Source organism: Ferrimicrobium sp., from assembly GCF_027364955.1.
Classification (GTDB): domain Bacteria; phylum Actinomycetota; class Acidimicrobiia; order Acidimicrobiales; family Acidimicrobiaceae; genus Ferrimicrobium.
On sequence record NZ_DAHXOI010000016.1, the window covers coordinates 26,732 to 51,935 of the forward strand.

19 protein-coding genes and 1 tRNA gene are annotated in these 25,204 nt (G+C 55.2%); 9 read left to right on the top strand and 11 right to left on the bottom strand.

The annotated features are described in order from the left end of the window. Positions 1-13 precede the first annotated feature (13 nt). Together tadA and cutA are read right to left on the bottom strand one after the other, a co-directional pair. Positions 14-469, bottom strand: coding sequence for a tRNA adenosine(34) deaminase TadA (gene tadA, locus M7Q83_RS10275; RefSeq protein ID WP_298338230.1), 456 nt, complete (start codon positions 467-469; stop codon positions 14-16). Continuing rightward, the gene (gene cutA / locus M7Q83_RS10280; RefSeq protein ID WP_298338232.1) at positions 466-885 is read right to left on the bottom strand and encodes a divalent cation tolerance protein CutA; all 420 of its coding nucleotides are present in this window, start codon (positions 883-885) and stop codon (positions 466-468) included. Before cutA ends, tadA begins: the two co-directional genes overlap by 4 nt. A gap of 130 nt (positions 886-1,015) precedes the next feature. On the opposite strand from cutA, the gene M7Q83_RS10285 reads away from it, so the two are divergent. The 3 genes from M7Q83_RS10285 (at position 1,016) to M7Q83_RS10295 (ending at position 3,022) form a co-directional block, all read left to right on the top strand. Further along, a tRNA-Arg gene (locus tag M7Q83_RS10285) sits at positions 1,016-1,091 on the top strand. Between the two features lie 83 nt (positions 1,092-1,174). Continuing rightward, complete coding sequence (locus tag M7Q83_RS10290) at positions 1,175-2,332, top strand: tyrosine-type recombinase/integrase (protein ID WP_298338234.1); 1,158 nt, start codon at positions 1,175-1,177, stop codon at positions 2,330-2,332. Positions 2,333-2,809: 477 nt separating this feature from the next. Continuing rightward, positions 2,810-3,022, top strand: a complete 213-nt coding sequence (locus M7Q83_RS10295; protein ID WP_298338236.1) for a helix-turn-helix domain-containing protein — start codon at positions 2,810-2,812, stop codon at positions 3,020-3,022. Positions 3,023-3,354: 332 nt separating this feature from the next. Here M7Q83_RS10295 and M7Q83_RS10300 read toward each other — a convergent pair whose 3' ends face one another. From M7Q83_RS10300 to M7Q83_RS10310, 3 genes are all read right to left on the bottom strand, one after another. Next, on the bottom strand, positions 3,355-3,990 hold the full coding sequence (locus tag M7Q83_RS10300; RefSeq protein WP_298338238.1) for a hypothetical protein: 636 nt from the start codon (positions 3,988-3,990) through the stop codon (positions 3,355-3,357). A 146-nt stretch (positions 3,991-4,136) separates the two neighbouring features. Next, positions 4,137-4,568: a hypothetical protein gene (locus M7Q83_RS10305; protein WP_298338240.1), complete on the bottom strand. Its 432-nt coding sequence runs from the start codon at positions 4,566-4,568 to the stop codon at positions 4,137-4,139. A 1-nt stretch (position 4,569) separates the two neighbouring features. After that, entirely contained in the window at positions 4,570-8,493 is a 3,924-nt protein-coding gene (locus M7Q83_RS10310; RefSeq protein ID WP_298338242.1) for an AAA family ATPase, read from the bottom strand. A gap of 272 nt (positions 8,494-8,765) precedes the next feature. On the opposite strand from M7Q83_RS10310, the gene M7Q83_RS10315 reads away from it, so the two are divergent. The 5 genes from M7Q83_RS10315 to M7Q83_RS10335 all read left to right on the top strand — a co-directional run bounded on the left by M7Q83_RS10315 (position 8,766) and on the right by M7Q83_RS10335 (position 18,860). Continuing rightward, entirely contained in the window at positions 8,766-9,326 is a 561-nt protein-coding gene (locus tag M7Q83_RS10315) for a DEAD/DEAH box helicase family protein (RefSeq protein ID WP_298338244.1), read from the top strand. A gap of 638 nt (positions 9,327-9,964) precedes the next feature. After that, positions 9,965-13,225: a helicase-related protein gene (locus M7Q83_RS10320; protein ID WP_298338246.1), complete on the top strand. Its 3,261-nt coding sequence runs from the start codon at positions 9,965-9,967 to the stop codon at positions 13,223-13,225. Further along, on the top strand, positions 13,218-13,919 hold the full coding sequence (locus M7Q83_RS10325; protein ID WP_298338248.1) for a DUF4391 domain-containing protein: 702 nt from the start codon (positions 13,218-13,220) through the stop codon (positions 13,917-13,919). The genes M7Q83_RS10320 and M7Q83_RS10325 overlap by 8 nt, the downstream gene beginning before the upstream one ends. A 17-nt stretch (positions 13,920-13,936) precedes the next feature. Next, positions 13,937-15,790 carry a site-specific DNA-methyltransferase gene (locus tag M7Q83_RS10330; RefSeq protein ID WP_298338250.1) on the top strand — a complete coding sequence of 618 codons (1,854 nt, stop codon included), beginning with the start codon at positions 13,937-13,939 and terminating at the stop codon, positions 15,788-15,790. A gap of 4 nt (positions 15,791-15,794) precedes the next feature. Then, on the top strand, positions 15,795-18,860 hold the full coding sequence (locus M7Q83_RS10335) for a DEAD/DEAH box helicase family protein (RefSeq protein ID WP_298338252.1): 3,066 nt from the start codon (positions 15,795-15,797) through the stop codon (positions 18,858-18,860). Between the two features lie 235 nt (positions 18,861-19,095). On the opposite strand, the gene M7Q83_RS10340 is transcribed toward M7Q83_RS10335, so the two are convergent. The 6 genes from M7Q83_RS10340 to M7Q83_RS10360 all read right to left on the bottom strand — a co-directional run bounded on the left by M7Q83_RS10340 (position 19,096) and on the right by M7Q83_RS10360 (position 24,322). Then, complete coding sequence (locus M7Q83_RS10340; protein WP_298338253.1) at positions 19,096-19,608, bottom strand: transposase; 513 nt, start codon at positions 19,606-19,608, stop codon at positions 19,096-19,098. Then, entirely contained in the window at positions 19,586-19,834 is a 249-nt protein-coding gene (locus M7Q83_RS10345; protein ID WP_298338255.1) for a hypothetical protein, read from the bottom strand. The genes M7Q83_RS10340 and M7Q83_RS10345 overlap by 23 nt, the downstream gene beginning before the upstream one ends. Next, positions 19,803-20,141 (bottom strand): transposase, encoded by a 339-nt coding sequence (locus M7Q83_RS14300; protein WP_366526400.1) that lies wholly within the window; start codon positions 20,139-20,141, stop codon positions 19,803-19,805. The genes M7Q83_RS10345 and M7Q83_RS14300 overlap by 32 nt, the downstream gene beginning before the upstream one ends. Next, on the bottom strand, positions 20,077-20,337 hold the full coding sequence (locus tag M7Q83_RS10350; RefSeq protein WP_298338257.1) for a transposase: 261 nt from the start codon (positions 20,335-20,337) through the stop codon (positions 20,077-20,079). Before M7Q83_RS10350 ends, M7Q83_RS14300 begins: the two co-directional genes overlap by 65 nt. Before the next feature lie 455 nt (positions 20,338-20,792). Further along, positions 20,793-23,348, bottom strand: a complete 2,556-nt coding sequence (locus M7Q83_RS10355) for a DEAD/DEAH box helicase (protein ID WP_298338259.1) — start codon at positions 23,346-23,348, stop codon at positions 20,793-20,795. After that, positions 23,345-24,322, bottom strand: a complete 978-nt coding sequence (locus M7Q83_RS10360; RefSeq protein ID WP_298338261.1) for a DUF1837 domain-containing protein — start codon at positions 24,320-24,322, stop codon at positions 23,345-23,347. The genes M7Q83_RS10355 and M7Q83_RS10360 overlap by 4 nt, the downstream gene beginning before the upstream one ends. 500 nt (positions 24,323-24,822) lie before the next feature. Here M7Q83_RS10360 and M7Q83_RS10365 point away from each other — a divergent pair, with 500 nt between their 5' ends. Beyond that, positions 24,823-25,029, top strand: a complete 207-nt coding sequence (locus M7Q83_RS10365) for a hypothetical protein (RefSeq protein WP_298338263.1) — start codon at positions 24,823-24,825, stop codon at positions 25,027-25,029. The last annotated feature ends 175 nt before the right edge of the window (positions 25,030-25,204 follow it).

Sequence of the window (25,204 nt, forward strand, 5' to 3'; positions counted from 1 at the left end):
AGTTTACGGGAAATCAGCTCGATCTACGCCGTTGAAAGAAGCTTTGCAGCACGGCGCCGGCATCTTCAGCAAGAATGTCTGACACTACCTCGATCTCATGATTGAGACGCGGATCGACACAAAGGTTGTAGAGTGACCCACACGCACCTGCCTTGGGATCGCGGGCGGCGAAAATGAGTCGGCGAACTCGAGCGAGCACAAGAGCACCAGCACACATGGCGCACGGTTCCAACGTTACGTATACCTCAGCGTCTGACAGGTAACGATCTCCTATCTCTAGCTGAGCTCTTTGGAGGGCAAGAAGCTCAGCGTGCGCCAAGGAACTCTGTTGAGCGACCGTCTCATTATGGGCCTCTGCGACGACCTCGCTCCCAATGACAACGATCGCGCCCACCGGAACCTCATCACCTTGATCAGCACTCCTGGCGAGCGCTAGACACCGACGCATCCTCTCCTCATCGAGACTCACGACCGACCCCCCTGTAGCTCGACAAGGACATCCCGAAACCAGTCTGCATACTCCTTTGACAACACCACAATAGGGCGGGCAATGATCTCAGGGTTGACATAGTTATGTGCAGACTTAATGATCGATGCAAGTCGATCTAGGTGAGTCTCCAAGGTGAGGGCAGTGATGACGTACTCATCAGCGTTCTGCCAACCTCCGTTCCAGTAGTACTTTGACTGGGAACCTGCCAGAATTTTAACGCACGGAGTAAGGTTCGACGCGACAAGCTGATCGCGGAGCATAAGGCTGACTGACGCCTCGTCCGTCGTCGTCTGAACTTCGAAGACTGGCAGGGAGATCTCTTCTGACACGTATCCATGGTACGTGCTGGCCGCCCGGTCACCCCTCCTTGCACCAAAGAACAGCTGTTCACGCATTGATTGGCACCCCTCCCGCGATATTGCCAACAACTTGCCCAACTACGCAGGATCGTGCTCCAGATGGATTCGGATGCCGGTGAAACACCGGCCCGCCCTGGTGCCCGGTAAACTAGTATGTTTCCTGCTAGCGCTCGTAGCTCAACGGATAGAGCATCTGACTACGGATCAGAAGGTTGGGAGTTCGAATCTCTCCGAGCGCGCCACAAACAACCAGTTCAAAAGCGGTTTTACCTAAGTGAGCTGAGAGCCGATTTGCACTCGTGTCACGCAAATGTCACAATTGTTCATGGCCAAGGGATCTGTCACCGAAGTAAAGCCTGGAACGTACCGCTTGCGCGTGGATGCGGGCCCCGATCCAGCCACCGGCAAACGCCGACAAGTTTCAAAGGTCGTCCACGGTGGCAAACGAGAAGCCGATCGAGCTCTCCGTCAACTCATAAACGAAGTCGAGTCCGGGATCGAGCGCAACACCAAGCAAACAGTTGCCGATCTTACCACAGAGTGGTTGGACCAAAAACGTAGAACCCTCTCCCCAAAGTCGATCGAGTACTACGAAGATGCTCTCCGGATCTATCTACTCCCATCCCTCGGTGCTCGTAAGGTGGCCGCCCTCACGGCGCGGGATCTCGATGGGCTCTATCGAGCTCTAGAGACTAAGGGAGTAAGTCCCCACGGAATCCGTAAAGCCCATGCCACCATTAGGGCTGCGCTCTCCCAAGCCGTGAAGTGGCAGATGGTTGCTACCAACGTCGCCCTCGCAGCCTCTCCTCCATCACTTCCCAAACGCGATCCCCGTTCCATGAGTCCCGAAGACGTCGCTGCCTTAATTGATCGAACGACGATGGACTACGGAGCCAACCTGGCACGGTTCTTTACCCTGGCCGCCCTCACCGGTGCGAGGCGAGGAGAGATCCTAGGTCTACGAGTCAGTGACCTAGACACGGCAACCAACCGCCTTCGCATCACGAGATCGGTGATCGCCACCAAGGGCCAGGCTTTCGTCAAGTCGACCAAGACCGGACAGACGAGATACGTCTCCCTCGATGAGACCTCCCTCGAGATCCTTCAAGCCGAGATCGGTGACCAGGAGGAGCATGCTAGCCAAGGTCACTTCACTCGCGTAGAGGATCCCTATATCTTTGCGTCAGATCCAACTGGGGCAAAAAGCCTCCACCCCGACTGGCCAAGTCATGTCTTCGCAGCCGTCGCTAAGACCCTCAATCTTCCCTATCACCTCCATGAGCTTCGTCACTTTTCGGCCACCCAGCTCATCAGCGCCGGTGTTGACTTGCGAACCGTGGCTGGGAGACTTGGCCATGCCGATCCCGGGATCACCATGAGGATCTATGCCCACGTGGTTGAGGCCAAGGACCGAGAGGCTGCGAACATCATGGGGAGGATACTCGATGTGTCTTCTCAAAGAGGAAGAACAGCCGGCGACTAGCGCTGAAGTCGGGACGACATTCCCCAACTGCCAAAAATTTCCTGTTCGGAGACCCGCACCAACTTCTCTTGAGAAAACCCCAGCTCAGTGGCAACGTACGCGCTCTTCTGATTTGCGTTAACGTAAGTTTTATTCGGCAGAATTTTGCCACTCTGTAGGAATTATGGAGAGAAACTGCAAATTTCTTCTTCGGTTTTGAAAAAAGCTGACGAAGCTGAGGGATATAGGACAAGAGCGGGGCTAGATGCTGACCATTGTGAATGCAATCGTCTGCGGTAAAACCCGGACATAAGAGACAAAGGAGCGAACATGGCCCGGAGGAATAAGATCTACAGCGAGAACCGCCAACCCAATCAAAGGAGATTGTGTGACGGGTGTAGCTCAAGCGGCCTAAGGTCCACTCAAGATGAGTCAGGGCCAAGACAAGGGCAGACAGTACTGCCTCTATTTGAGCAAAAGGAGGAGCCTCAGTCTCGAGTGAAGGAACAGGAGTCGGTGGAGAACACAGGGGATGGGATCCGCATAGAAGCCTTTACTGTGGAACAGGTCGCACAAAAGCTGAATCTATCACCCTCAACTGTTCGTCGCGAGATTGCCGCTGGCAGAATACGCGTGACTCGAACCAATGGTGGTGACGGACGGATCGTCATTAGCCAGCAAGCGATTGACGAATACTTGGATAAATACTAAATCTTAACTATCGCCAATCCCAGGACAAACTCTTCGAGACGCTAGCCCCCATTTAGCCTGCGTCTCACCCGGCTTGAGACTGAGAACCCATTCTCAAGTACGCCGTAGCGAAGGTTACAACCACACTTCACAGGTAGGACCCGATTGCTCGAGAGTACACCGGGAACTAAAATTCGACTTGTCACCCCAAAACGGGATTTGATCTCGTCGACTACCGCTCTCCTTTGCGAACCCAACCGAGCGGAATCACCAGGTCTCCTCCGTGAACTCACCGCTCGCGTGATTAACACCAACTCAACGTCGAATTCGTGGAGTCCTGGACTCATCTACGATTACAGTGAGACCAGTTGGGGGCTCCTGGCGAACGTAGCGCTGCTCCTTTGCCCCCAGGAAAACTGCCGACCGGGCACAACGAGGGCACCAGGGCAACCGGCGTCACCAACGAGGTCATCAAACTCCCACGAGAAAAACATCTGATCATTGCTATGATTGATGTGAGATTTCCCGGGGTGAGTGCTGATCCAGTCGAGAAAGCTTGTCACCCCGACGATGGCGGTAGCAAGTAGCTGACCTTCACGATCCATGGCTCCATGGACGAACACAGCCGGCCTCGCTGCACCCTGGAGACCAAAGATGTTCTTCAACGCCGCCAACTGATGGGCCGAAACCGTCAGAGTTCGGTAGCCCTGTTGGGTTACCCGAGCACTGATGCCAAAGGCTGCTCCGAGACCGTCAGGGCGGAAGTAGTAGTCAATCTTTGCGGCTCGATCCAGCATCTGTAGAGTCTCCTCATGCCTGTCCTCGACATCGAAGAGCAAACCATCCCCAAGATGGTAAGCGATCGAGGGCAGGACCAACTGCACAAAGAGACTCCTTCCTTGGCGGATCCGTGCTTCTATGATCTTTCCGTTGACAACCGAGACCTCGTAATGGTCGCTGACACTGCCATGCTCGATACGATGGACCATGGTTGTAACCTCCTATACAGGTTCTTCCACGAGCCTCGGAGTGCGCTAACACTCCGAGGCTCACTTTGCTACTGCTCTGCTATAGTACCAAGGCGTCTCGGCTTCAAATTTTTGAAATCATTCTCTGGTCGGCCATGAGCTGGTGTCTACTCTGCAGCGAGTTGGGCAAGAAGGTGATTGAGGTTTGGCAGGTTTAGCCGAATGGGGCGCGGTCGCGAGTCAAGCCAGTCGACAAACTCATCACGGTTGATTCTCCTTTGCTGAGAAACACCCATGATCCTCCATGCGTGAAACGACCCCGTCTGAGGTATGTCGTAGTCACTGGTATCCTTCGGCCACGATCCTCCGAGTCTCCTGACGAAACTATCGACGTGGGTCAGCCAATTGGCCAGCGTCTGATTGTTGGTCGTAAGTGCGAGATACTCAAGGCAAAGCGTGAGGCATTCATTGGCGACGCCAGTGTACTTAAACCAATACGCCGGTAAATAGACTCCGTAATCGCCTACAAGGACCTTCTCTACCCAGACAAAGAGTTCGCCGAACTCAAACCGGGTAAGCTCACGACAACTCGATGGCATCCTAAAACCCGAAGCCGAAGCCTCCTGGTTTGGGGACTTCTTGGGCGACGTCCTCTTCTCGCGACTCTTCTGGAACCCAACCATCGATATCGTGTACATGATCGCCTGGATACGATCCTGTTGGATCGTTTTCGAGAACCACGCCCTCCAAGGCATCTCCATCGCTTGCGAGTCCGATTCCAGAGCTGTCATCAACTGCAATATCTCGTTTCTGATCTTGTTCAACACGCCAGAAGTCTGTTGTCTCACGAGTGCGAGTTGCTTCATCGCTTGCTGATCCTTTGGTGACTCCGGTAACACTTGGGTCTGTATGTACCCGTCTAGCCTCTCGATCGCCTGAAGCGAGTTGAGATAGTGATCCACGAGTATCGTGATCTGCTTCTCCCTTTCCAGAAGCTCTTGGAGATGGGGAGATTTCTGCGCTTGATTGGCTGTGTAATTGGGTGATTGAGAGTCCATGTATTCTCTCTTCGACAGCCGCTTGCGTGCAGTTGAGCGCGGAAAAGTCATCAAGATTGATCCATGAATCGAGAGCCGATCGAATCTTTGGGGGCTTTGGTGTCAGATGATTAGCAGTGCTAACTGATGACGATTCATGAGGCTCCATAATCGGGTGTTCATCGATCGTAGACTTCTCATAATCGGGCAGAATTTCCTCGAGACTTCTTCGCTCAGAGTCGGGCGAATGGGATGTGCGATCACCAGCAGGATCAACGGAGAGCCACTGTGGTGGGCTGGGCTCAAAGGCTTGTTGCGTCGGCGCATCATCGGAAGGAGTGTTCACAGGGCGAGGCTCGGATCGATTGCCACCAGCGGCACGAGAAGGTTCAGGAGGGCTCGTGTGTGTCGGCGTTGGCAACCCGGAACAGTCTTGGTTGACCCCAAGTGAACCCGAATGAGTCCCAGTCGGGCTCGAGGTGCTTTGAGCTGGTCGAGGAGATGATGATGGGGTGGCCAACTGGGCGTCTGTGTCTGGGACAGGGACGCGACCTTCCAAGACGCGAGCAGGTGACTCAGGGATCTTTAGATGGATCGGCGGCCGATCGTTGCCTTCTCCTTGTACAGCAGTTGTAGCCGGTGTCGGCTCCGAAGGTCCTCTGGGTGGCTCTGGGTTCGCTGGGGACGGGTTGGGCCCGGGTACGCCTCCTGAGGGCGCGATAGCGCTTCTTTCAGGTTTTGGCGGCAATGTCGGTCCAGACGCTTGAGCCCGTGCAAAAGTTGGTTGGTGTTGCTCGACGCTGGGCCGGGGCCTATCAGGCTGAGGCTTGCTCTGGGCCGTGGAGCGGTCTTGTTGCTGATCTCGTCGCAGCACCTGGGGGTTCATTGCCGGTGGCTCGGGCCGGATGTCGCGTGGGGCAGCTTGCCGATCTTGTACCAAGTCCCTTGGTGCCAACATCTCTTGCAACGTAGGGACAAGATCGTCATGGGTGAGCGCTTGGGCTAGCACCTCCTCGGGATCAGTGCCCTCAGTCTTGACGAGATAGATCGGTGCCTGCTTGCCTCTCGTAGCCCCAGAGTAGAGTTGGGTGTTGCCAAGTCCTTCGTCAACGAGTACCACGACACGATCGCGAGTCTGGCCCTGCACGGAATCAATCGTTGACGCATAGGCAAGTTCGACCCAGTCACGGGCATAGTCATAGGACACCACGATGGGGACATCTCCCGGGTGACGTTCGAGCCTGATGCCCTCTCGGGTGAAGCCAGCAACCCTAAACCTATCCCCGTTGGTGATTCCTAACGCTCGAACATTTAACCTGGTGCGGACTTGATCGCCGATACCACAGCGTTGTTCTTTGGAAATCTCGTGGGTCCCCTCAATGCCGAGTGACTCTTGAATCGCGCTCGCGAGATCGGCAGCGGTTTCATTGTCACGTGCGAGCACGACGAGATCCTCACCTTGTGCCCGGTGCTCTTGGTAGATCTTGGCACCCCATTGAAGAATCTCTTCGCTCGCAGCGCCAATGATTCGGCCCTCGACCTTCGCCTTTTCCATGACTCCTTCTCGGTCGCCTTTTCGCAGTGCCGTCGCCTCCGCCACCCAGGCTTTGTTGCGAAACGTAGTTTCAAGTTTGCCAACGGCACCCATCGCTTCAAGTGCGCTCGTAATAACCGCAAAGGTAGCCCGTTGGTCGATTGGCTGGGCCTGACGACGGTCACCGACGGCAACGATCTGGACCGGGTAATCGCGGGCAAGCGTGAGGAGCATCTTCCAATCCCTATGATCGATGAGTCCAGCCTCATCAACGATGATTATCTGAGGGGTGTCAAGATCAAAGCGCTGGTTCTCGAGTGCTCGCTTTAGTCCAGCAAGCGAATACTGGTGAGCTCCGAGTTCATCGCCTAAGTCTCTGGCCAAGTTTGCATTACGAGCCACAACCGTCACGTTGAGGTTGGCTCGCTTGGCGGCCTCCGTTACTGGCCGTAGGACAAAGGTCTTGCCCGAGCCCGCGACCCCACTGATGACACTCAGGGCACAACCTTTAGCCATCATCCCGATCACCTTGGCTTGCTCGAAGGTCTCAGTTTGGGGGAGCGCTGGCTTTAGCGCGACACGCTGGATCTTGGTCGCCTCAGTGGCACGGTTTCTCATCGCGTTCTCCCGTGCGATGGCATCGGTTGTGGTGATGCGATCGTGCTTTGCAATCCCATAGATGCGAATAAGGGTGGCGGTATCGACGGGCTCGTCGCGTTCACTCATCGAGAGCCAAGATCGATAGACCTCCTTGAGATCCTCTGAGGCCACCAGGTACGGGTCATCAAGGACCTTCCTTGCAGCCGCCCGCAAACCTTCCTCTCCACTCATCGTTGGGTCCCCAAGTCGAAGCTGGTTGGCGAGGTCGGCCAAGTTGAAGGTGTACCATCGAGCGAGCTCACGCTGGAGGACCGCACTAGAAACTTTCAGAGTCGCTTCGCTCGGCGCAAGTAACGTATCTCGAACGCGAAGCCTTCGAAGGACATCGGCCTCACTCCCCATCTTTGTACGCCAGAGTGCCCGCAGTTTGTTAGCTCGCTCTCCCCCCTCTGCGAGCGCCTCATCGAGTTCATGTTCAAGGCGTTCGGCGAGTTCCTTCTTCCCTTTACGATGTCTGGCCCAGGCGATCTGATGTTGGCGTGAGGAGAGTCCCTGGATGACACCGCGCCCGCTGATCTCCTTCCAGGCCTGGACCATGGATCGTGAGGCTGAACTCAACGCACTAGACGCCGGGGCGAGGGCTCGAAAGCTCAACATATAGGTAGAGCCGACCTTGGTGAAGGCTGGCTCAAGCGCGTCAAAGTCAAGCCTCCGCGCGAGCTCGATCCGGAGTTGATTCTGGAACTCCTGGGTCGCCATTCGAATCCCTTGGGCAAAGAGCTGACGACCATCGAGGGTTATCCATTTGCCATCGGCTCCTTGGGCGGTGGCCAGCATCATGAGATGGAGGTGAGCATGGGGGTCCCCTGCCGAAGAAGCCTGATGAAGGAAGCGCAAGCCCGTGAGCCCCATGGGACGCTCGGAGCGAACCCCACCTTTGCCTCGCCGAATGCGAGCCTGCTCCTCAAGAAGCGTGAAGGCCTTGGCGATCGCAAGATCCATCGACTCAGTCAATGCCTGACGCACGCGTTCGTCGGGATGAGCGAGCAACATCGAAACGGTCTTATCGACATCAAAGACCATCGAGTAGAACGACTTGTCAACGCTGGGTGAAAGCACAGGTTGGTTCTCCGGTCCAACGCCGTGGATGAAAAGACGACGCGCGTCGATCAAGTTACACTCGGCGCTCAGTCCCATCCTGGTGGCACCGGCACCTAACCAGGTCCCAGGAATCGAGGCTCGATCAAGGCCCATGCCGAGCGCAACTCCGCCAGCCAAGGCGAGCTCGTTCGCCTCAACCGCATCGACCCGAGAGATCCAGTCAAGGACCGCACGAGCCTGGCTTCGACTCATCGCTGCTCCTCTTCCGGCCATCGGGGTCCTTTCCGCACCCATGGGGTGCATATGTCCATTCACCACAATAGCAGACGAAAACCACCACACAGACAGACAACCGCACAAAGACAGAGAGAACCAACAGAGGAAAGGGGAAACAAAGGACAAGGAAAGGGACAAAGGGAGACAAGGAGAAAAGAAAGGAACAAAGGACAAGGAACATCAGGGAGACAACAACGCCATCTCCAGGTTTCTCCTCCCTCCCCTCACCTCTGTTAAGCTCTCACCCAATGGCTCGTCTCGAAGATCTCAAACCCGGTGCCCAAGTTGAGGGAGTCATCCGTCAGCAGATCGCAACGGTGGTCGATGCCACCTGGCACGGGAGTGACTGTGTCGAGTTGGTCTATAAGCGCAGCGAAGGATCGGTTGAGAATCGGTTGCTATATCGGAGCGACGAAGGAGCACTCGTCATTGTTTCTGGCGGTCGAGCCTTTGAGTTCAGCGGTGATGGAGCTCGGTATCGGTTGGTTGCTGAAGCTCAACGCATTCATCTCGCCCATCTCTTTGATCCGTTTCTCGCGGTCCATGCCTCCATTATCGAGCCCTTGCCCCACCAGATCACCGCCGTCTATGAGGAGATGATTCCGCGCCAACCGTTGCGCTTTCTCTTGGCCGATGATCCAGGGGCTGGCAAGACCATTATGTCGGGTCTGCTCATCAAGGAGTTGATGGCCAGAGGCGAGGTCGAACGCTGTCTTGTTGTCGCTCCGGGATCACTCGCTCTGCGGTCGCAGCGACTTGATAGCAAGGATTCATACCATGTTGACAGCTCTGGTGACTGCACGGGATGACCAAAGCTACATCGCTTACGGGCTGGGTTCCGGTTCACGCAGCTCAATAATATTGCACCGGCCACGACCTCGTTTGGCAAGTTGAAGTAGAGGTTCGCAGTCTTAACTTCATCTGGGTGGCTTCAGCTCCACCAACTCGTGCTCCGACACAATGACATTAGACGGTGAAGCCAGACAAGGCCAGGGTCGGCGCAGACTAGGGGGAGCTCTGAATTGCACTCAAAGGGTTTCATATACCTAAACCCTGCAAGGGTATATGGTCAGGAGCAGCCGCGATCAACTCACCAAGACCACTAGTGCGAGTTGGTGAAATCATTGAATCAATGGGAGGGTTACCACAGGCTGAAGGTCGAGTTGCAATAGCGAGCGGCAGGACGAGATCGGAACGGCAGGCAAAGGATGACCTCGTACGGAGCTATTGTAGGGAGTGTGAATGAGCGGTATACCTCTGCTGACGCAGTCGCGCATGAACTCGATCTATGTGGGAAGGGTCCCTACCTGGGTCGCGCGACACGACGCACTGTACGTGGTTTTGACAGAATCTGGGGGGTTCATGGCTACTCAAGTCGGCCAGTGGTGATCACAACGAACGCCTTTCAAACCGAAAAGTCCTTCATCCGCGTAAAGCTGAGCCAGTAATGGAACTTATCGACAACCTCAACAAGCGGCTGGGAGACGACCTCAAGGTTACACTAACTCGCGGTTCCAAGCTCCGTATTGCCGCATCGACCTTTTCCATCTTTGCTTTCGAGGCGCTCCGCAAGGAACTCGAGGACATCAAGGAGCTAGAGTTCATCTTCACCGCACCAACGTTCGTTGCCGGTCAGGCGACTGATCGGGGCAAGAAGGAGCGACGAGAGTTCTACATTCCTCAGACAAAGCGGGAGTCCAGCCTTTACGGTTCGGAGTTCGAAATCCGGCTCCGCAATAGGTTAACCCAGCGCGCAATTGCCAGGGAATGCGCTGACTGGATCAAACGAAAGGTTACATTTAAGTCCAATAGCACTGGTGCACCGATGCAACAGTTTGCCATCGTTGATGGTAGTGTGGCGTACGCACCCCTCGCAGGCTTCACATCAGCCGACCTTGGTTACCAGAGAGGTGATGCCCTCTCCAACTTTGTGCAGAAGATCGATGAGGTTCCACAGGTGTCAGCCTACCTCCAGATGTTCGACAAGATCTGGTCTAGCTCCCAGCAGATCGAGGACGTCACACGGACCGTCTACGAGCACATCGCGAGCGTTTACGCCGAAAACAGCCCTGAATGGATCTACTTTCTGATCCTGTACAGCCTGTTCTCGGAGTTCCTCGAAGATGTCAGCGATGATGTGCTCCCCGACGACCTCACGGGATGGCGCGACTCGGAGATTTGGAAGAACCTCTACAACTTCCAGCGCGACGCCGCAGTGGGAATCATCAACAAACTGGAAACCTACAACGGCTGTATCCTAGCCGACAGTGTTGGCCTTGGAAAGACGTTCACCGCGTTAGCGGTCATCAAGTACTACGAGAGCCGCAACAAGTCGGTTCTGGTGCTTACCCCGAAAAAGCTCGAGGAGAACTGGACAACTTACAACAGCCCGTACGTCACTAACCCGTTCTCGGCCGACCGTTTCAGCTACCACGTCCTCGCCCACACGGACCTATCCCGTGACCGTGGATATTCCGGTCAGCTCGACCTCAGCAAGGTGAGCTGGGGCAATTTCAACTTGGTGGTCATTGACGAGTCTCACAACTTCCGCAACGCCGACTACGCCGAAGAGAAGGAGAGCCGATACCAGCGGCTCATGCGTAAGGTTATCCAGAGCGGCGTGAGGACCAAAGTCCTCATGCTGTCAGCTACGCCTGTCAATAACAGGTTCCTCGACCTGAAGAACCAGCTCGCGCTCGCCTACGAGGGCGACTCAACGAACCTATCGGCCAAGCTCGACATCCAAAAGTCGGTAGAACAGGTCTTCCGTGAGGCGCAGGTCGCCTTTAGGAAATGGTCCGAGCTGCCTATCGAGGAGCGCACCACTGACGCGATCTTGCGGACTCTCGATTTCGATTTCTTCGAGCTGCTTGACGCGGTCACTATCGCCCGTTCCCGCAAGCACATTCAATCGTTCTATGACACTACCGACATTGGGGCATTCCCGAGCCGGCTCCCGCCCGAATCGATCCGTGAACCGCTCACCGATCTTCCGCAGGTTCCGAAGTTCAATGAGATCTTCGATCAGCTCCAGGAGCTCACCCTCGCCGTCTACACACCGCTGTCCTACGTCTTCCCCAGCAAGATGCAGAAGTACGTAGACATGTACGCCATCCAAGCTGGTACGGCACGTGGTAACCTTGGAATGTCCGGCCGCGAGCAGGGCCTCAAGACAATCATGACCATAAATTTGCTCAAACGCCTTGAGAGCTCCGTCGAAGCCTTCCGGATGACGTTGCGCAAGGTCGATGCCGCGATCAACCTCGCCTTGGGGGCTCTTGATCAACAGAACCTTAGGACCGCAGATATCGGGGCGGTCTTCGGCGACATCGAGGCCGATGACGATGACTTCGATGTCCCCGTAGCGCCGTCGGTCGGCAAGAAATACCAGATCGACCTCGACGATATGGACACAACATCGTGGCGTAACCACCTGTTTCACGACCACGAGATTATCGGTGAGCTCATGGAGAAGATGGACCTCATCACGCCGGAGCACGACCTGAAGCTACAGCGGCTCAAGAAGGTCGTCGTCTACAAGACCGAGAACCCGCTCAACGCCGGGAACAAGAAAGTACTGCTGTTCTCGGCGTTCGCCGACACCGCTCGCTACCTTTACTCGAACTTGGAACAGACCGTCTGCGCCAATAACTTGCTAGAAATAGGCCTAGTTACGGGCTCTACCCACCCGAAGACAACTCTCGGGGATGGTTTTAACTTCCAGAAGCTTCTGACGTTCTTCTCCCCTGGGTCGAAGAACAAGGCAGTTGTCTTCCCAGAAGAGTCGGGTGAGATCGACATCTTGATTGGCACAGACTGCATCTCCGAAGGGCAAAACCTTCAGGACTGTGACTACGTCATCAACTACGACATTCACTGGAACCCGGTGCGGATCATCCAGCGCTTCGGACGCGTTGACCGCATCGGCTCGAAGAACTCTGTGATCCAGATGGTCAACTTCTGGCCCGATATTAGCCTCGACGAGTATATCAACCTCAAAGAGCGTGTCGAAAACCGTATGGTCATCGCTGACCTAGCCGCCACCGCCGACGACAACCCGCTTACCCAAGAGAGCAACGACACCAAGTTCCGTAAGGAGCAGCTCCGCCGCCTCCAAGATGAAGTCATAGATCTTGAGGACGTCCGCGCTGGTGTCTCCATTACCGACCTAGGACTCAATGACTTTCGTATGGACCTGCTCAAGTACATGCAAGACTACGGCGACCTCACCTCGGCCCCAAGAGGGCTCCACGCGGTGGTTCCTGCGAACCCCGCACGGGGCCTTCGACCAGGCGTCATCTTCGCGTTGCGCAGCCTAGAGAAGCGTACGACGATTAACCGCCACAACCGGTTGCACCCAAATTACCTGATCTACCTCGATGATGACGGTAACGTTATCACAGCTCACACCGAAGTAAAGCAGCTCCTGGACCTAATCCGGGCGAGCTGCCAGGGAGCAGACGAGCCAGTTCACGCCGCTTTCCAGGTCTTCAACGATCTCACGAGCGACGGCGCAGATATGAGTACATACTCTCGCTTGCTCAACGAGGCCATCCGTTCAGTGATCGATGTCACTGAGCAGCGCGACATCGACAGCCTATTTTCTGGAACAAGGACAACAGCGTTGCAGCAGGGCTTCCAGGGGCTCGACGACTTCGAGTTGATTGCCTTCCTCGCCATCGTTGAGCCAAAGGCAATCGATGGCTGAGCTGATCCAGTGGCCAGAGGTGGCGAAGGTCGACCGTCTGATCCCGAAGGAGCGACTGTATGCCGAGACGAGTGCCAGTCTCGCCCTCAAGCAACGGTTCGTCGACGAGGTCCAACGAGTTCGTTGGGCGTACAATCTCAGCGAGGATTCGCTGCACTTTGCACCCGGCCAGACCGTCACAGAGATTCAGGTATTTCTTATCGACCTGAAGGGCCCCGATCTGGACAACTCCATTCTGGCCTCCATCGACAGGGCAATCCCGAGCCAGGTCATCTTCGAGCTGCGGCGCAATAACGGCCCCGCGACTGAGCAGGCGATGACTGCGGCCTACAAACACAGCGGTGTCAAAACCAAGGGCAGCGACTACTTCCGCACCGCATGGATCGGGTCAGAACAACCACGGGCACCGCTGCCGGTCACATTGGACTTGGATAGCCTGTACAGCCAAATCCTAGGCCGTCTACTACCCTATCAGATGTGGACTGGAGAAGAACTGTGGGATACCATCAACAGGGTGGGCCGCATCCGCAGACTCGCACGCGAGATCCCGATGCTTGAGAAGCGTGTGCGGGCTGAGGCACAGTTCAACTACAAGGTGGAATTGCGCATCCAACTGCGGATCAAGCAGGCCGCGTTGGCTGGCCTAACTAGAAACGAGGACGGCATGACAGAGGACGCCGCGTGGAGAAGCTAAAGATGCACTCCCCTGACTTGACCAAGCGCAACATCGACCAGATTGCCGAGCTATTCCCTCAGGTCATCACCGAAACCCTCGACTCGGAAGGCAACCTCAGGCGTGCCGTCGACTTCGACCTGCTCCGCCAGGAACTCTCGGACCACATCGTCGAAGGACCACACGAGCGTTACCAGCTCGACTGGCCCGGCAAGCGCACTTCTGCTTTCGCTGCCAACGCACCCATCGCCAAGACACTGCGACCGGTACGCGAGGAATCGGTCGACTTCGACACGACGAAGAATATCTTCATAGAGGGCGACAACCTTGATGCACTCAAGCTACTTCAGGAGTCGTATCTCGGCAAGATCAAGCTTATTTACATCGACCCGCCCTACAACACGGGCAACGACTTCATCTACCGTGATGACTTCTCGGAGTCGAACGAAGAGTATTTAAAGCGCTCGGGTCAAAAATCTGACGCTGGTGAGCGCCTAGTTGCAAACACAGGGACCAGTGGGAGGTTCCACTCCGACTGGCTGTCGATGATGCACCCGCGGCTGAAGTTAGCGCGCAATCTACTAACGCCCGGTGGCTTAATCTTCATCTCGATAGACGAAGGTGAAGCTTCAGCCCTCAAGCTCATGTGCGACGAGATATTCGGCCACGACAACTTCGTTGAACAGTTCGCATGGAAGAACAAGTATGGTGGAGGTGCGCTCTCGCGCGGCATTGCTAACGTTCACGAGTATGTGCTTGTGTATTCACGAACTCCCATCGAGAGCCTCGCAGCGCCTCTCGATGAAGATCAGCGTGCCAGCTACAAGCTACAAGATGAGAAGTTCGCCCGGCGCGGAGGATTCATCACACAGCCACTGGCAACACGCAGCAAAGATCCCCGGCCGAATCTCGTATATCCGATTGAGTGGGAAAAGCGTGAGGTCTGGCCAGACAAACAGTGGGTTTGGTCTAGGGAGCGGGTCGAACAGGCGCGCGAGAATAACGAGATCGTGTTCTCGGAGGCGAATGGCAAGACAAGTGTTCGTGTAAAGCAGTATCTTCGCGACGAGTCGGGTGTCGAGCGTCTCGGCAAGCCCGTATCAGTGCTGATTGGCCCCTACAATCAGGCCGGGACGCGAGACCTGGAGACACTGTTTGACACGAAGGTATTTGATTTCCCAAAGCCCGTCGCTCTCATCAAGTACTTCGCGTCGTTCGTCGTGAATGGCGACACGGAACAAGGCTTCATTACTCTGGATTTCTTTGCCGGATCAGGATCGGCAGCGCACGCTATCATGCAACTCAATGCCGAGGACGGCGGTCAACGACAGTTCATCGCAGTCCAAGCTCCCGAAGTCACACCACCCAGTTCCGAGGCTCGTCGCGCCGGATTCGAAACGATCGCAGAGCTATCCAGAGAGCGTATAAGGCGCGCTGGCGCTCAGATTCGAGCCGACTCGGGACGACGGCTCGGCGATCTTCTCGATACCGGTTTCCGGTCGTTTCGCGTTGACATGACGAACATGGCTGAAGTGCATACATCACCGGATTTGACCGCCCAGTCCGAACTACCTTATCATGTCGACAGCATCAAGCCTGGCCGTAGTGCTGACGACCTTGTATTCCAGGTGATGCTTGACTGGGGGCTTGAGTTGTCGCTGCCAATTGAGCATGAGAGAGTCGCTAGTCACGAGCTGCTGACGGTCGGTGAATATGCGTTGATCGCATGCTTCGTGGACGAAGTGTCCGATGACATCGTACGAGCGATCGCCAAGCGTAATCCGCTGCGCGTTGTATTTAGGGACTCCGGCTTCGCCAACGATGCGGCCCGCATCAACACGGAGCAGATCTTACGGGAATTGTCTCCTGAGACGGAAGTAAGGGTGATCTGAGTCGATGAAGCTCCAGTTCAAGGTTCAACAGTACCAGACGGAAGCCGTCGATGCGGTGGTCGATGTGTTCGCTGGTCAGCCATTCGCAGACGGGGTCAGATACCGCATCGACCGAGGTCGGGTTGCTGCATCAACCCTGCCAGAGGACGCCGGCCTTCGCAACAGTGAAATTGCATTGACGCCGACGTCACTTCTAGAGAATGTGCAGGAGGTCCAACGTAGGCGCGGCTTGCCGTTATCGCGGGGTCTCGACAGTTCGCCGGCCGCTCCGCTCAACCTTGACATCGAAATGGAAACCGGCACAGGGAAGACCTACGTATACACGAAGACGATCATGGAGCTGCACAAGCGGTACGGCTGGTCAAAATACATCGTGGTCGTGCCGAGCATCGCGATCCGCGAGGGCGTGAAGAAGTCCTTCGACATCACCGCAGACCACTTCCAGCAACTCTACGGAACTAAGCCCCGCACATTCGTCTACAACTCCTCGAGCCTGCCCGAAGTGGAACGGTTCTCATCCGGCTCCCTTGTGCAGGTGATGATCATCAACATTCAAGCCTTTAACGCCACCGGGAAGGATGCCCGCAGAATCTACGAGGTGCTCGATGACTTCCAGTCGCGCAGACCCATCGACGTCATCGCGGCAAACCACCCCATCCTAATAATCGATGAGCCACAAAAGATCGAGGGCGATGACAAAAGGCCGTCGAAGTCGCTCCAAGCGCTGAGCCAGTTCAACGCACTGTTCGCACTTCGCTATTCGGCTACCCACAAGATCGAGCGTACGAAGGTGTATCGACTCGACGCGCTCGACGCCTACAATCAGAAGCTTGTAAAAAAAATCGCCGTGCGCGGTATCACCGTTAAGGGGCTCTCCGGCAGCAGCGCCTATCTATATGTCGACGGGCTCGAAGTCGGCAAAGGCACCGAGTTCCCGAAGGCGCGGATCGAGCTGGAGTTTCAGACTAGGGGCGGGCCTATTACGCGCAAGACGATTCGAGTCAAGAAGGGCTCCCGACTGCACGACCTGTCCGGCGAGATCGAGGCATACAAGAACCTCGTCGTGGTGGACGTCGACGCTAATCGGGACATCATTGAACTCAGCAATGGAGATATCATCACCGCAGGTCAGGTGACACAGGACGTCACTGACGACGTGAAGCGTCGCATCCAGATTCGAGAGGTGATCCGAGCTCACCTCGAAAAGGAACGCGAACTGTACGCCCAGGGCATCAAGGTGCTCTCTTTGTTCTTCATAGACGAGGTCGCAAAGTACCGCGACTACAGCCGAGAGGACACCCTCGGTGAGTACGCTCGTGTCTTCGAGGAGGAGTACGAATCGCTCCTCACTGACTTCCTCTATCATCTTAACCTAGACGACTCGAGGCGCTACCGGGAGTACTTGGAGTCGATCCCTGTAACCAAGACTCATCAGGGATACTTCTCCATCGACAAGAAGACTGGCCGCAGCATCGATGGCGCTATCAAGAAGACCGGGGAGACCGCAGGCCAGTCCGATGACGTGGATGCCTACGACCTAATCCTGAAAGACAAAGAGAGGCTGCTCTCGTTCGAAGAGCCAGTGCGTTTCATCTGGTCGCACTCCGCCCTTCGCGAGGGCTGGGATAATCCTAACGTCTTTGTGATGGGGATGCTCAAGAAGAGCGACAACACGACCACTCGACGACAAGAGATCGGCCGCGGTCTGAGACTGTCTGTCGACCAGCACGGCGAACGGATGGACAACCCGGTGACGGTTCATGACATCAACGAACTGACCGTGGTGACCGACGAGTCCTACACCTCCTTTGTAACAGCGTTGCAGAAAGAGATCGTGGAGTCTCTGAGCGCCAGCCCGCGTAAGGCAACGACCGAGTTCTTCGTCGGAAAAGTCGTCTACGACCAGTCTGGTACACCACACACCATCACGCTCGATGACGCTAAGAAGCTCAAGTTCTGGCTCATGAAAAATGACTTCACCGATTACGACGACCATCTCACCGATACATGGATTAATCGCGGAGCCCTATCCGAAATCCCGGAGATGCTACCGGAATTGCAGCCATTCTTCTATCAAGTGGTAGACCTTGTCGACTCACTGAACGTCGCGCTTCCGTCAGTCACTGACGGCCGCAAGCCCAAACGCATTCCGCTCAACGAGACGAACTTCGCCAAGAAAGAATTCCAGGAGCTGTGGGAGCGAATCAACCACCGCACGGTCTACCAAGTTGAGTTCGACTCTGCGGAACTAATCGCGAAGTGCATCGACACGCTCGACGAATCACTAAACGTCGCTGTCATGCAGTATGTCGTCCAGAAGGGAGTCCAGCTCACTGCTATTGAGGTCAAAGACCTTGAAGCCGGTGAAGCCTTCGAGGTCACCACGACCAAGATCGAGGAGTCGTCACTCAGCGCAGGGTCAACGGTCGAGTACGACCTTCTCGGCGAGATTGCCGAGAAGACACAGCTCACCCGTCGAACCTGCGCCGCGATCCTGACTGGCATCAACCCGGACACATTCGCCAAGTTTAAGCGGAACCCCGAGCAGTTCATCACCGAGACCTCCCGCCTAGTCAATGAGCAGAAGGCCACTGTCATCGTCGAACACCTGGCGTATGATCCACTCGACGATCGCTACGACGCCTCAATCTTTACGGAGAACCAAACCGCTCAGGATCTGACAAAAGCCGGCGGCAAGCTCAAGAAGAGTGTATACGAGTACGTCGTCACGGACTCGAATATCGAACGATCCTTCGTCGAGATGCTTGACGTCAGCGACGAGGTAGTCGTGTATTCCAGGCTGCCACGAGGGTTCTTCATCCCCACTCCGGTCGGCGACTACCATCCGGACTGGGCTATCGCCTTCGTGGAGGGAAAGGTTAAACACGTCTACTTTGTCGCTGAGACCAAGGGCTCGATGTCCACGCTTCAGCTCAAGGGCATCGAGAAAGCCAAGATCGAGTGCGCCCGCAAGTTCTTCGCCTCGCTCAGCGAACGAGCCGAACGCGCCGGCGTGAAGTATGATGTCGTCGACAGCTACGATTCGCTGCTCAGCCTCGTGATGGCCTGAGGAGGCTTATACGGATCTTCGAAAATAATGTGGTAATCTGGAATCAGGGTTCACTAGGAATCGGTGGGTCGTTGATCGTTCCGAGGGTAGTTGACTGGAGTGGATCTCCCTTCAAGGACTCAGATGGTTAGGGCCAGGCTCTAAAGTGTAATGCCTCCTACCAGGAGAAACAGGGACGACAAGACCTAAGCATCCCACGATGCGAGAGTGGTATAGGTCTTGTGAATCGTTCGGTCTAGGCGACCCTCCCGGTTATGGTGACCTCGAACCCGAGAGCTTCGATCCGTTTGCTAAGTCGCTTTACCTGAGCTTCGGGATCATTGTGGGTCTCAAAGTAATCAGCCCCTAGATCTTGGTAGAGTTCTCCATTGGTAAGGAGATGCCAGACGACGTTTAACATGGAGTTGGCTACCGCAACGGCTGCCTTGTTGGGCCCTCGCCGTCTGGCGATTCGCGCATACTGGGCAGATGAGTAGGTTCCTTTTGTACGAGCCGCCGCCCGAGCAGCCTCTATCATCGCACGCTTTAACGACGTAGATCCATGTCTGGTACCTGCTGGCTTTCGCTTACCAGCTGACTCATAACTAGCAGGGGCTAGTCCAGCCCACGCACACAGATGTTGGGCGGTTGGAAACCTCGACATGTCACCCCCGGTCTCAGCGATGATCACCTGAGCTGTGATGGTAGAGATACCCGGAATGGATGATACCAGAGCGACGGCGGACTCAAAAGGGTGCGAGACGCTCACAGATCTCCTCGGTGAGTGCCCCGATCGCAGCATCCAGATAATCGATGTGGTCAATGATCTGTCTGGCGACGAAGGCATGGTGGGCTCCGAAGTGTCCATAGAGTGCCTCCTCGAGTTGAGGGATCTTGGCTCGCATCCTGGACTTGGCCATCTGGGCCAAGACTATGGGATCCCTTTCACCCGCGATGAGTGCCTCAATAATCTGTCTCGATGAGGCACTCCACACCCCAGAGGCTACCGAGGTGAGCTTGATGCCAGCGTCTTTCCAGAACCTTCTCTAGGCGTTGGATCTCTCTTGCCCTAGCGTCCACTTGGGTCTTGCGATATCGGGTCAACTCACGAAGTTCACGAATCTCAGGTGGAGGTACAAAGCTTGGCCGTACCATGCCATGGGCGGCAACGTCTGCGAGCCATTCGGCATCTGCGAGGTCCGTCTTTCTGCCAGGTACATTCTTAACGTGCTGTGCGTTATGAGAGCCAGAGCTTGTCAAAGAGTCCCTCCAGTGCGTAGTACACCGGCTTCCAGTACACACCTGTTGCCTCCATCACCACGGTTGACGCTCCGGCAGCAATGAGGAACTGGGCTAAGTCACCTAGTCCTTTACGTGTGGTGGCAAAGGTCTCCTTGGAAAGGGTGACCATGCCATCTGGTTCTCGAACTCGCGTGCATGCGACGACGGTGTCACGGTGCACGTCAAGACCACCTACCTTCTCTGCTATCTCCTTCATCTCACCACCTCCCTGGTGTTTCAGGGAGCCGTCTCGTCAGGGGGACTACGATAAAGCGAAATCTAAAGTTCGTGCTCGAAGCGACAATAATTAGTCCTCCTGATTCCCCGCATCAGACTAACCGCGCGCAACCAAGGCTGCAAGAAATATTCGATGACTCACGAGACGGCCCACCGCAAGCATTACATACATTTGTGGTGTGCGCTCGTTCATCAGGACTAAGAGTTTAACGGAAGACAGTGGAAGCGCCCTTTCTGATTCGATGATGTGCTGCGCGTTGTCTTCATAAACGAATTACATGAGGACCGCATAGTTGGCAAGAATGGGCGACAGTCATCACCTCGGAATAATGCCTATATCGAACCAGAGACGAGGGGACCCGCGTTGATCGTTGGTGACGGAGTGAGCCGGCGTCCTCTCCCCTTGCCAGGGGCTATGGGCTTCTATATCTCGTTCTATGAAGACGAGGAATACCGATCAAAGACCATCTCTATCTCGCGCCGAACCAGCGCTGGCAGTTCGTTGAGCACATCGCGATGTTCGTTCACCCATGATGTAACTTCTTCTCGGCTGAGACTGTCGGGAACAATGAATTCGGACAGTGCAACTGCGCTGGTTCGTGAAAGCCCGAGCACCATGAGTGATACTTCCGTCACCCGCGAGACACCCAATTCCAGCATCATGCTAATGTCAGGAAGATCCGAAGTCACTTCGCGACCTTGTTGTCGAAGATGTAGGAAAAGCACGTCAGTGTAGCAGGCGAGATACTTCGGTCCTTGGAATCGGGCAACCTGTTCAACGTCGTGCATCACATCACGAATCTCTTTTGGCAGCTTGTAAGGGCGATTATTGCGCTGAAGGTAGCCAATGCGACCATCGATCAATTTCGCAAGCGATGTTCCGCGCATCCAGTTGGTGATCAATATAGCAAGCGCTATCTGGCGTGAATGCTCTCCGAAAGCCGCTCCGAGTTCCTGATTCGCAAGATTAAGAGCCAGCTGATAGTTATCGACAGCGTCACTACTCTCAGGTGGCGCAAGAACAAGATCATCGGGGTTGTCATAAGTTCGGAACCGCTCTAAGAGCCGTTGCATTGCAGCGGGGCTGATTCCCGAGTGTCGTTCCAATAGTACGACGTCAATGTCAGTCGGCTCCACCGCGGTGCGGATCGCCAATTCGAGTCGCTGAGCGTCTGCGTCAGTAAGCTTAGGGAGATTCGACAGACCAGCACCAGATATAACTCGCGCAGCGAGGTAGCTGTAGAGAGCTTCCAGCATAGGGTTAGCCCTAGCCACATCGAGCGGCGCCCCACCATCAATATAAGCGACCACGGCCCCGACGTCAGCTAACGCCTCTTGAGTCGCACGTGTCATTGGTTGTCGCTTGCGGCTGGTAGGGAGCTCAGTCCAGCACCTAGGGCGGTTAGCGTCTACGCAAACGATGTTACCCTGGAACTCTTGACCCCAACGCCCTGCACGGCCGGCTAGGTTCCAGAAGTCCGCCGCACTCATTGGAGTGCCGTTGCCTTTCTTAGGGTTACGTGCGAACAGGTTACGGCATGGCAGATTAACGCCCTCAAGTAGAGTTGACGTGCACACCAAGTAGTTAAGCGTACCGCTGCGGAACAGACGCTCAATCTCGGTTCGGACAGGCAACGGCATGTTGCCATAGTGAAATGCGACGCCACGCAGCACTACAGTTGCCAACGCATACTGCGGGTGGATAGTCTTCTGAATGAGTTCTCGGAGGTCGACAATACCTTGTTCATAGGAAATGTCTGCGTCCGATCCCAACGCCTCATAGATCTGCAGGGCCGTCCTCTCGGCATCGGCGGCTCCATTGACGTAAACTACATTCCCCCCTCCAGATTTGCCCAGGGCTACGGCTACGAGTGGTAATCGTTTGCTATCTGGCTGAGGGCGAGCAGGAAGGTCGAACTCGCCGATGTCGCTTGGCTGGCTATCGAGCACTAGCTGAAGCTTCCAGAGCGTCGGACGACGCGGAACCTGATCGACCCAGATCAAATTCTGATTAACAGTAATCCAGTCACTACTTACCGTAGCGATATTCGCATTGTATCCGGCACCCTCCAATAGCAGCTCTGGATTGGAAGACAGCGGGCTCGCAAAAATGACCTGGCTTGCAGGGTTCCGACGGACACCTTCCTCAATGGTTTGTTGGAGCAAGACACCCCGTGCTCCATCACCAAACTTCTGCGCTTCATCCACGAATAGCAGGTCGGCACCTTCTGCGGGCAATCTCTGTTGCAGTAGATGGAGCCGCTCCTGAGTGAGCACGAGGATCTTACGTCTTCGCGCTTCAATTTCAGCATCCCATGGGACTGAGTAGATCCCCACATCCATTGCCACAAACTGCTCGCTAAGATCACCGCTCACTTCTTCTATAAGCGCACGAGTTGGTACAACATAGATCCCCGTAAACCGCTCCCGATCGGCCATGCATTCCTCGAACCATCGACGCACAATATACGATTTGCCGGCTGACGTCGGTGCAGAGACACTAACCCAACGAGCCTCCTGTGCGGCATCCCAGAATCGTCGCTGAAACGGGTTGGCCTTCACCACGCCGCTACCGGTGACAGGGATTGTCAGCTCTAGGCGTCGACGTACCACGTCTAGCTGCAACGTGGTAGGTGCCCGTGTCCAGGAATCCGATGGAATTATTCCGCGATCGACGGCGAGACTGAGCGACGGCAGATTTCCCATCCGTTCAAGCAGAATCACCGCTGCATTCCGATGGTGACTCAGTGTGTCATCGGCGAGCAAACAGCCTTGCGCTATTCGCAAGGCGAGATCCTGAGCAGCTTCGTCGTCCTCGGCTGTTAACGCACTCGCGAGCGACAGCGCTCGCGGCCAATCAATTGGGAACTGCTCGCCGGTAGAACGCACAACGCCAAAATCGTGTAGAACACCGTGTCGTGCTATCTCCATGCGTATTGTCGCGGTGCTCTCGTTGCTAAGGATAGCTGCAGCGATTGGGGATACCGTCATTTAGCAAGACCAAGACTTCGTAGAAACTCATCACGAAAGTCCTGGACTGACGGAAGAGGAACGAGAAATATCTCAAGCTCAAACCTAGTAAGCCTCTTGTTTGTAATCGCCGTTACAAGTCTGGCACGCCACCCGTTCATCGCTTCAGCAACTTCGCCTCGAATCGAGGCATCTGCATTTTGTGGAGAGGAGTAGTCGCCCAATGAGAATCCCACAAGACAGGCCCCACGTACCACAAGCTGCGATGCCTCCATAGCACCCTCGGTGAAATAGCGAGCCAAGGCGGCAGTAAGCTCTGCATCACCTGCATCGAGATTATCACGCAATAGAAGGATATCCCGCTGAGCCATCCCGTTACCAACATCCAAGAGATACGGAGCGAGGCTCTCGAGTACTGCGTCGATTGCGGTAGTGACAGTCCTATGCATCTTCGCTTCGCCATAATATACGGCCAACTTGCCATCTGGGAGGGCTCGGGCGTGCACCCCATCCACGCCATGGGAGTGCATCTGCGAATTCGTCTTTAATGGCATCTTGCATAAGATCTGTGGCAGCCCAAGGGACATCTCGAGCAGCGCATAAAGCAACAGCTCTCCACCTTCTCCTGTGGTACTTACGTTCGCGAACAATTCTTTGGCTTCTCGCTGCAACTTGAGGAAACTATCAGTCGACTTAGTGATTTCTGCGAGTCTAAAGGCCTCGTTGATGCGGCTCCGGGGCACACAATAGTCGACAATCCTATCGGTTAGCATATTGACCAGTGCTTGTACCCTTGGGTTACCTTGGGGGTCAACTCTTACATAGTGGAATCGGCATGTCGCCAAGGTATTTGGCAGCGCGGTCGCTTCACCCACCAAGGTCAGGTAGGGTTCAAGAGATTGCTCATCTCCCCGCGGCAATCGCTCAAGGGCACTTACAAACCAAGGTTCAGCTCCATCATCGCGAAGGTCTTGGACAACGTTTGCAGTGCTCATTTGTATAGCCCACTGGCATTAGGGAAGTCATCAGAGGATCCAGTGCCTGGAAAAACGACCGTGCAAGAGCAACTTCCTGCCCCGTTGATAGTCCAGGTATTCAGGTTGGACTGGTGCGGTATCGTATTTTGATGCCCAACGAGATCGGCTGATGATAGCGCTGATCGACGCCTTGGTGCAGACACGATTATGTTGATATGGAAGAACACTCGCTTGTTATGCTACTTCATTTCGTGGCATCTGTTCAGTCGTTGGTATGGAAAAATGGACTTCCACAGTTATGCGACCTAGGGACGTATGATGAACACACCCGTTCTGAGCTGCACTGATGCTAATCTATGACTACATATGAGTGGTTAAGATTCGAACTTCGAATTAGTTACCAAGCTACCTCTCGTAGCCCCTAACTCGCTCGTCTCCTCTTTCGGTTGAGACCAAAGAGGCCTAGGACTCCACTGCTACCGAGGCCGAGACCAATAGGGACCAAAGGTGTCGTGGTATTGGGTACAGAAGGAGGTCCGGTCTTGATGGTGACCGACTGGGGCTTGGTGATTGGAGTACTAGTTGTCGATGACGAGGTCTTTGGAGCTGGGGTCGATGGTGTGGTTGAAGTTGGTGTAGTTGAGGAGGTTGACGTAACCGAAACCGCGACCACATTTACGCTCTGGGTTGTGCTCGCAGGAGAGTACTCGCTATTGCCTCCCTGACTAGCGGTTACGCTACAGGTACCAGTCCCCGTGAAGGAGACTACTCCGCTCGAGATACTACAGACATTTCCAGGAGAGACGCCAAAGCTCACCCCTAGTCCCGAGCTACTCTTTGCAGCTGGGGTGTAGGTCTGTCCCACTTGGGCATTGGTAGGAGCGGTTGAGGAGAAGGTGA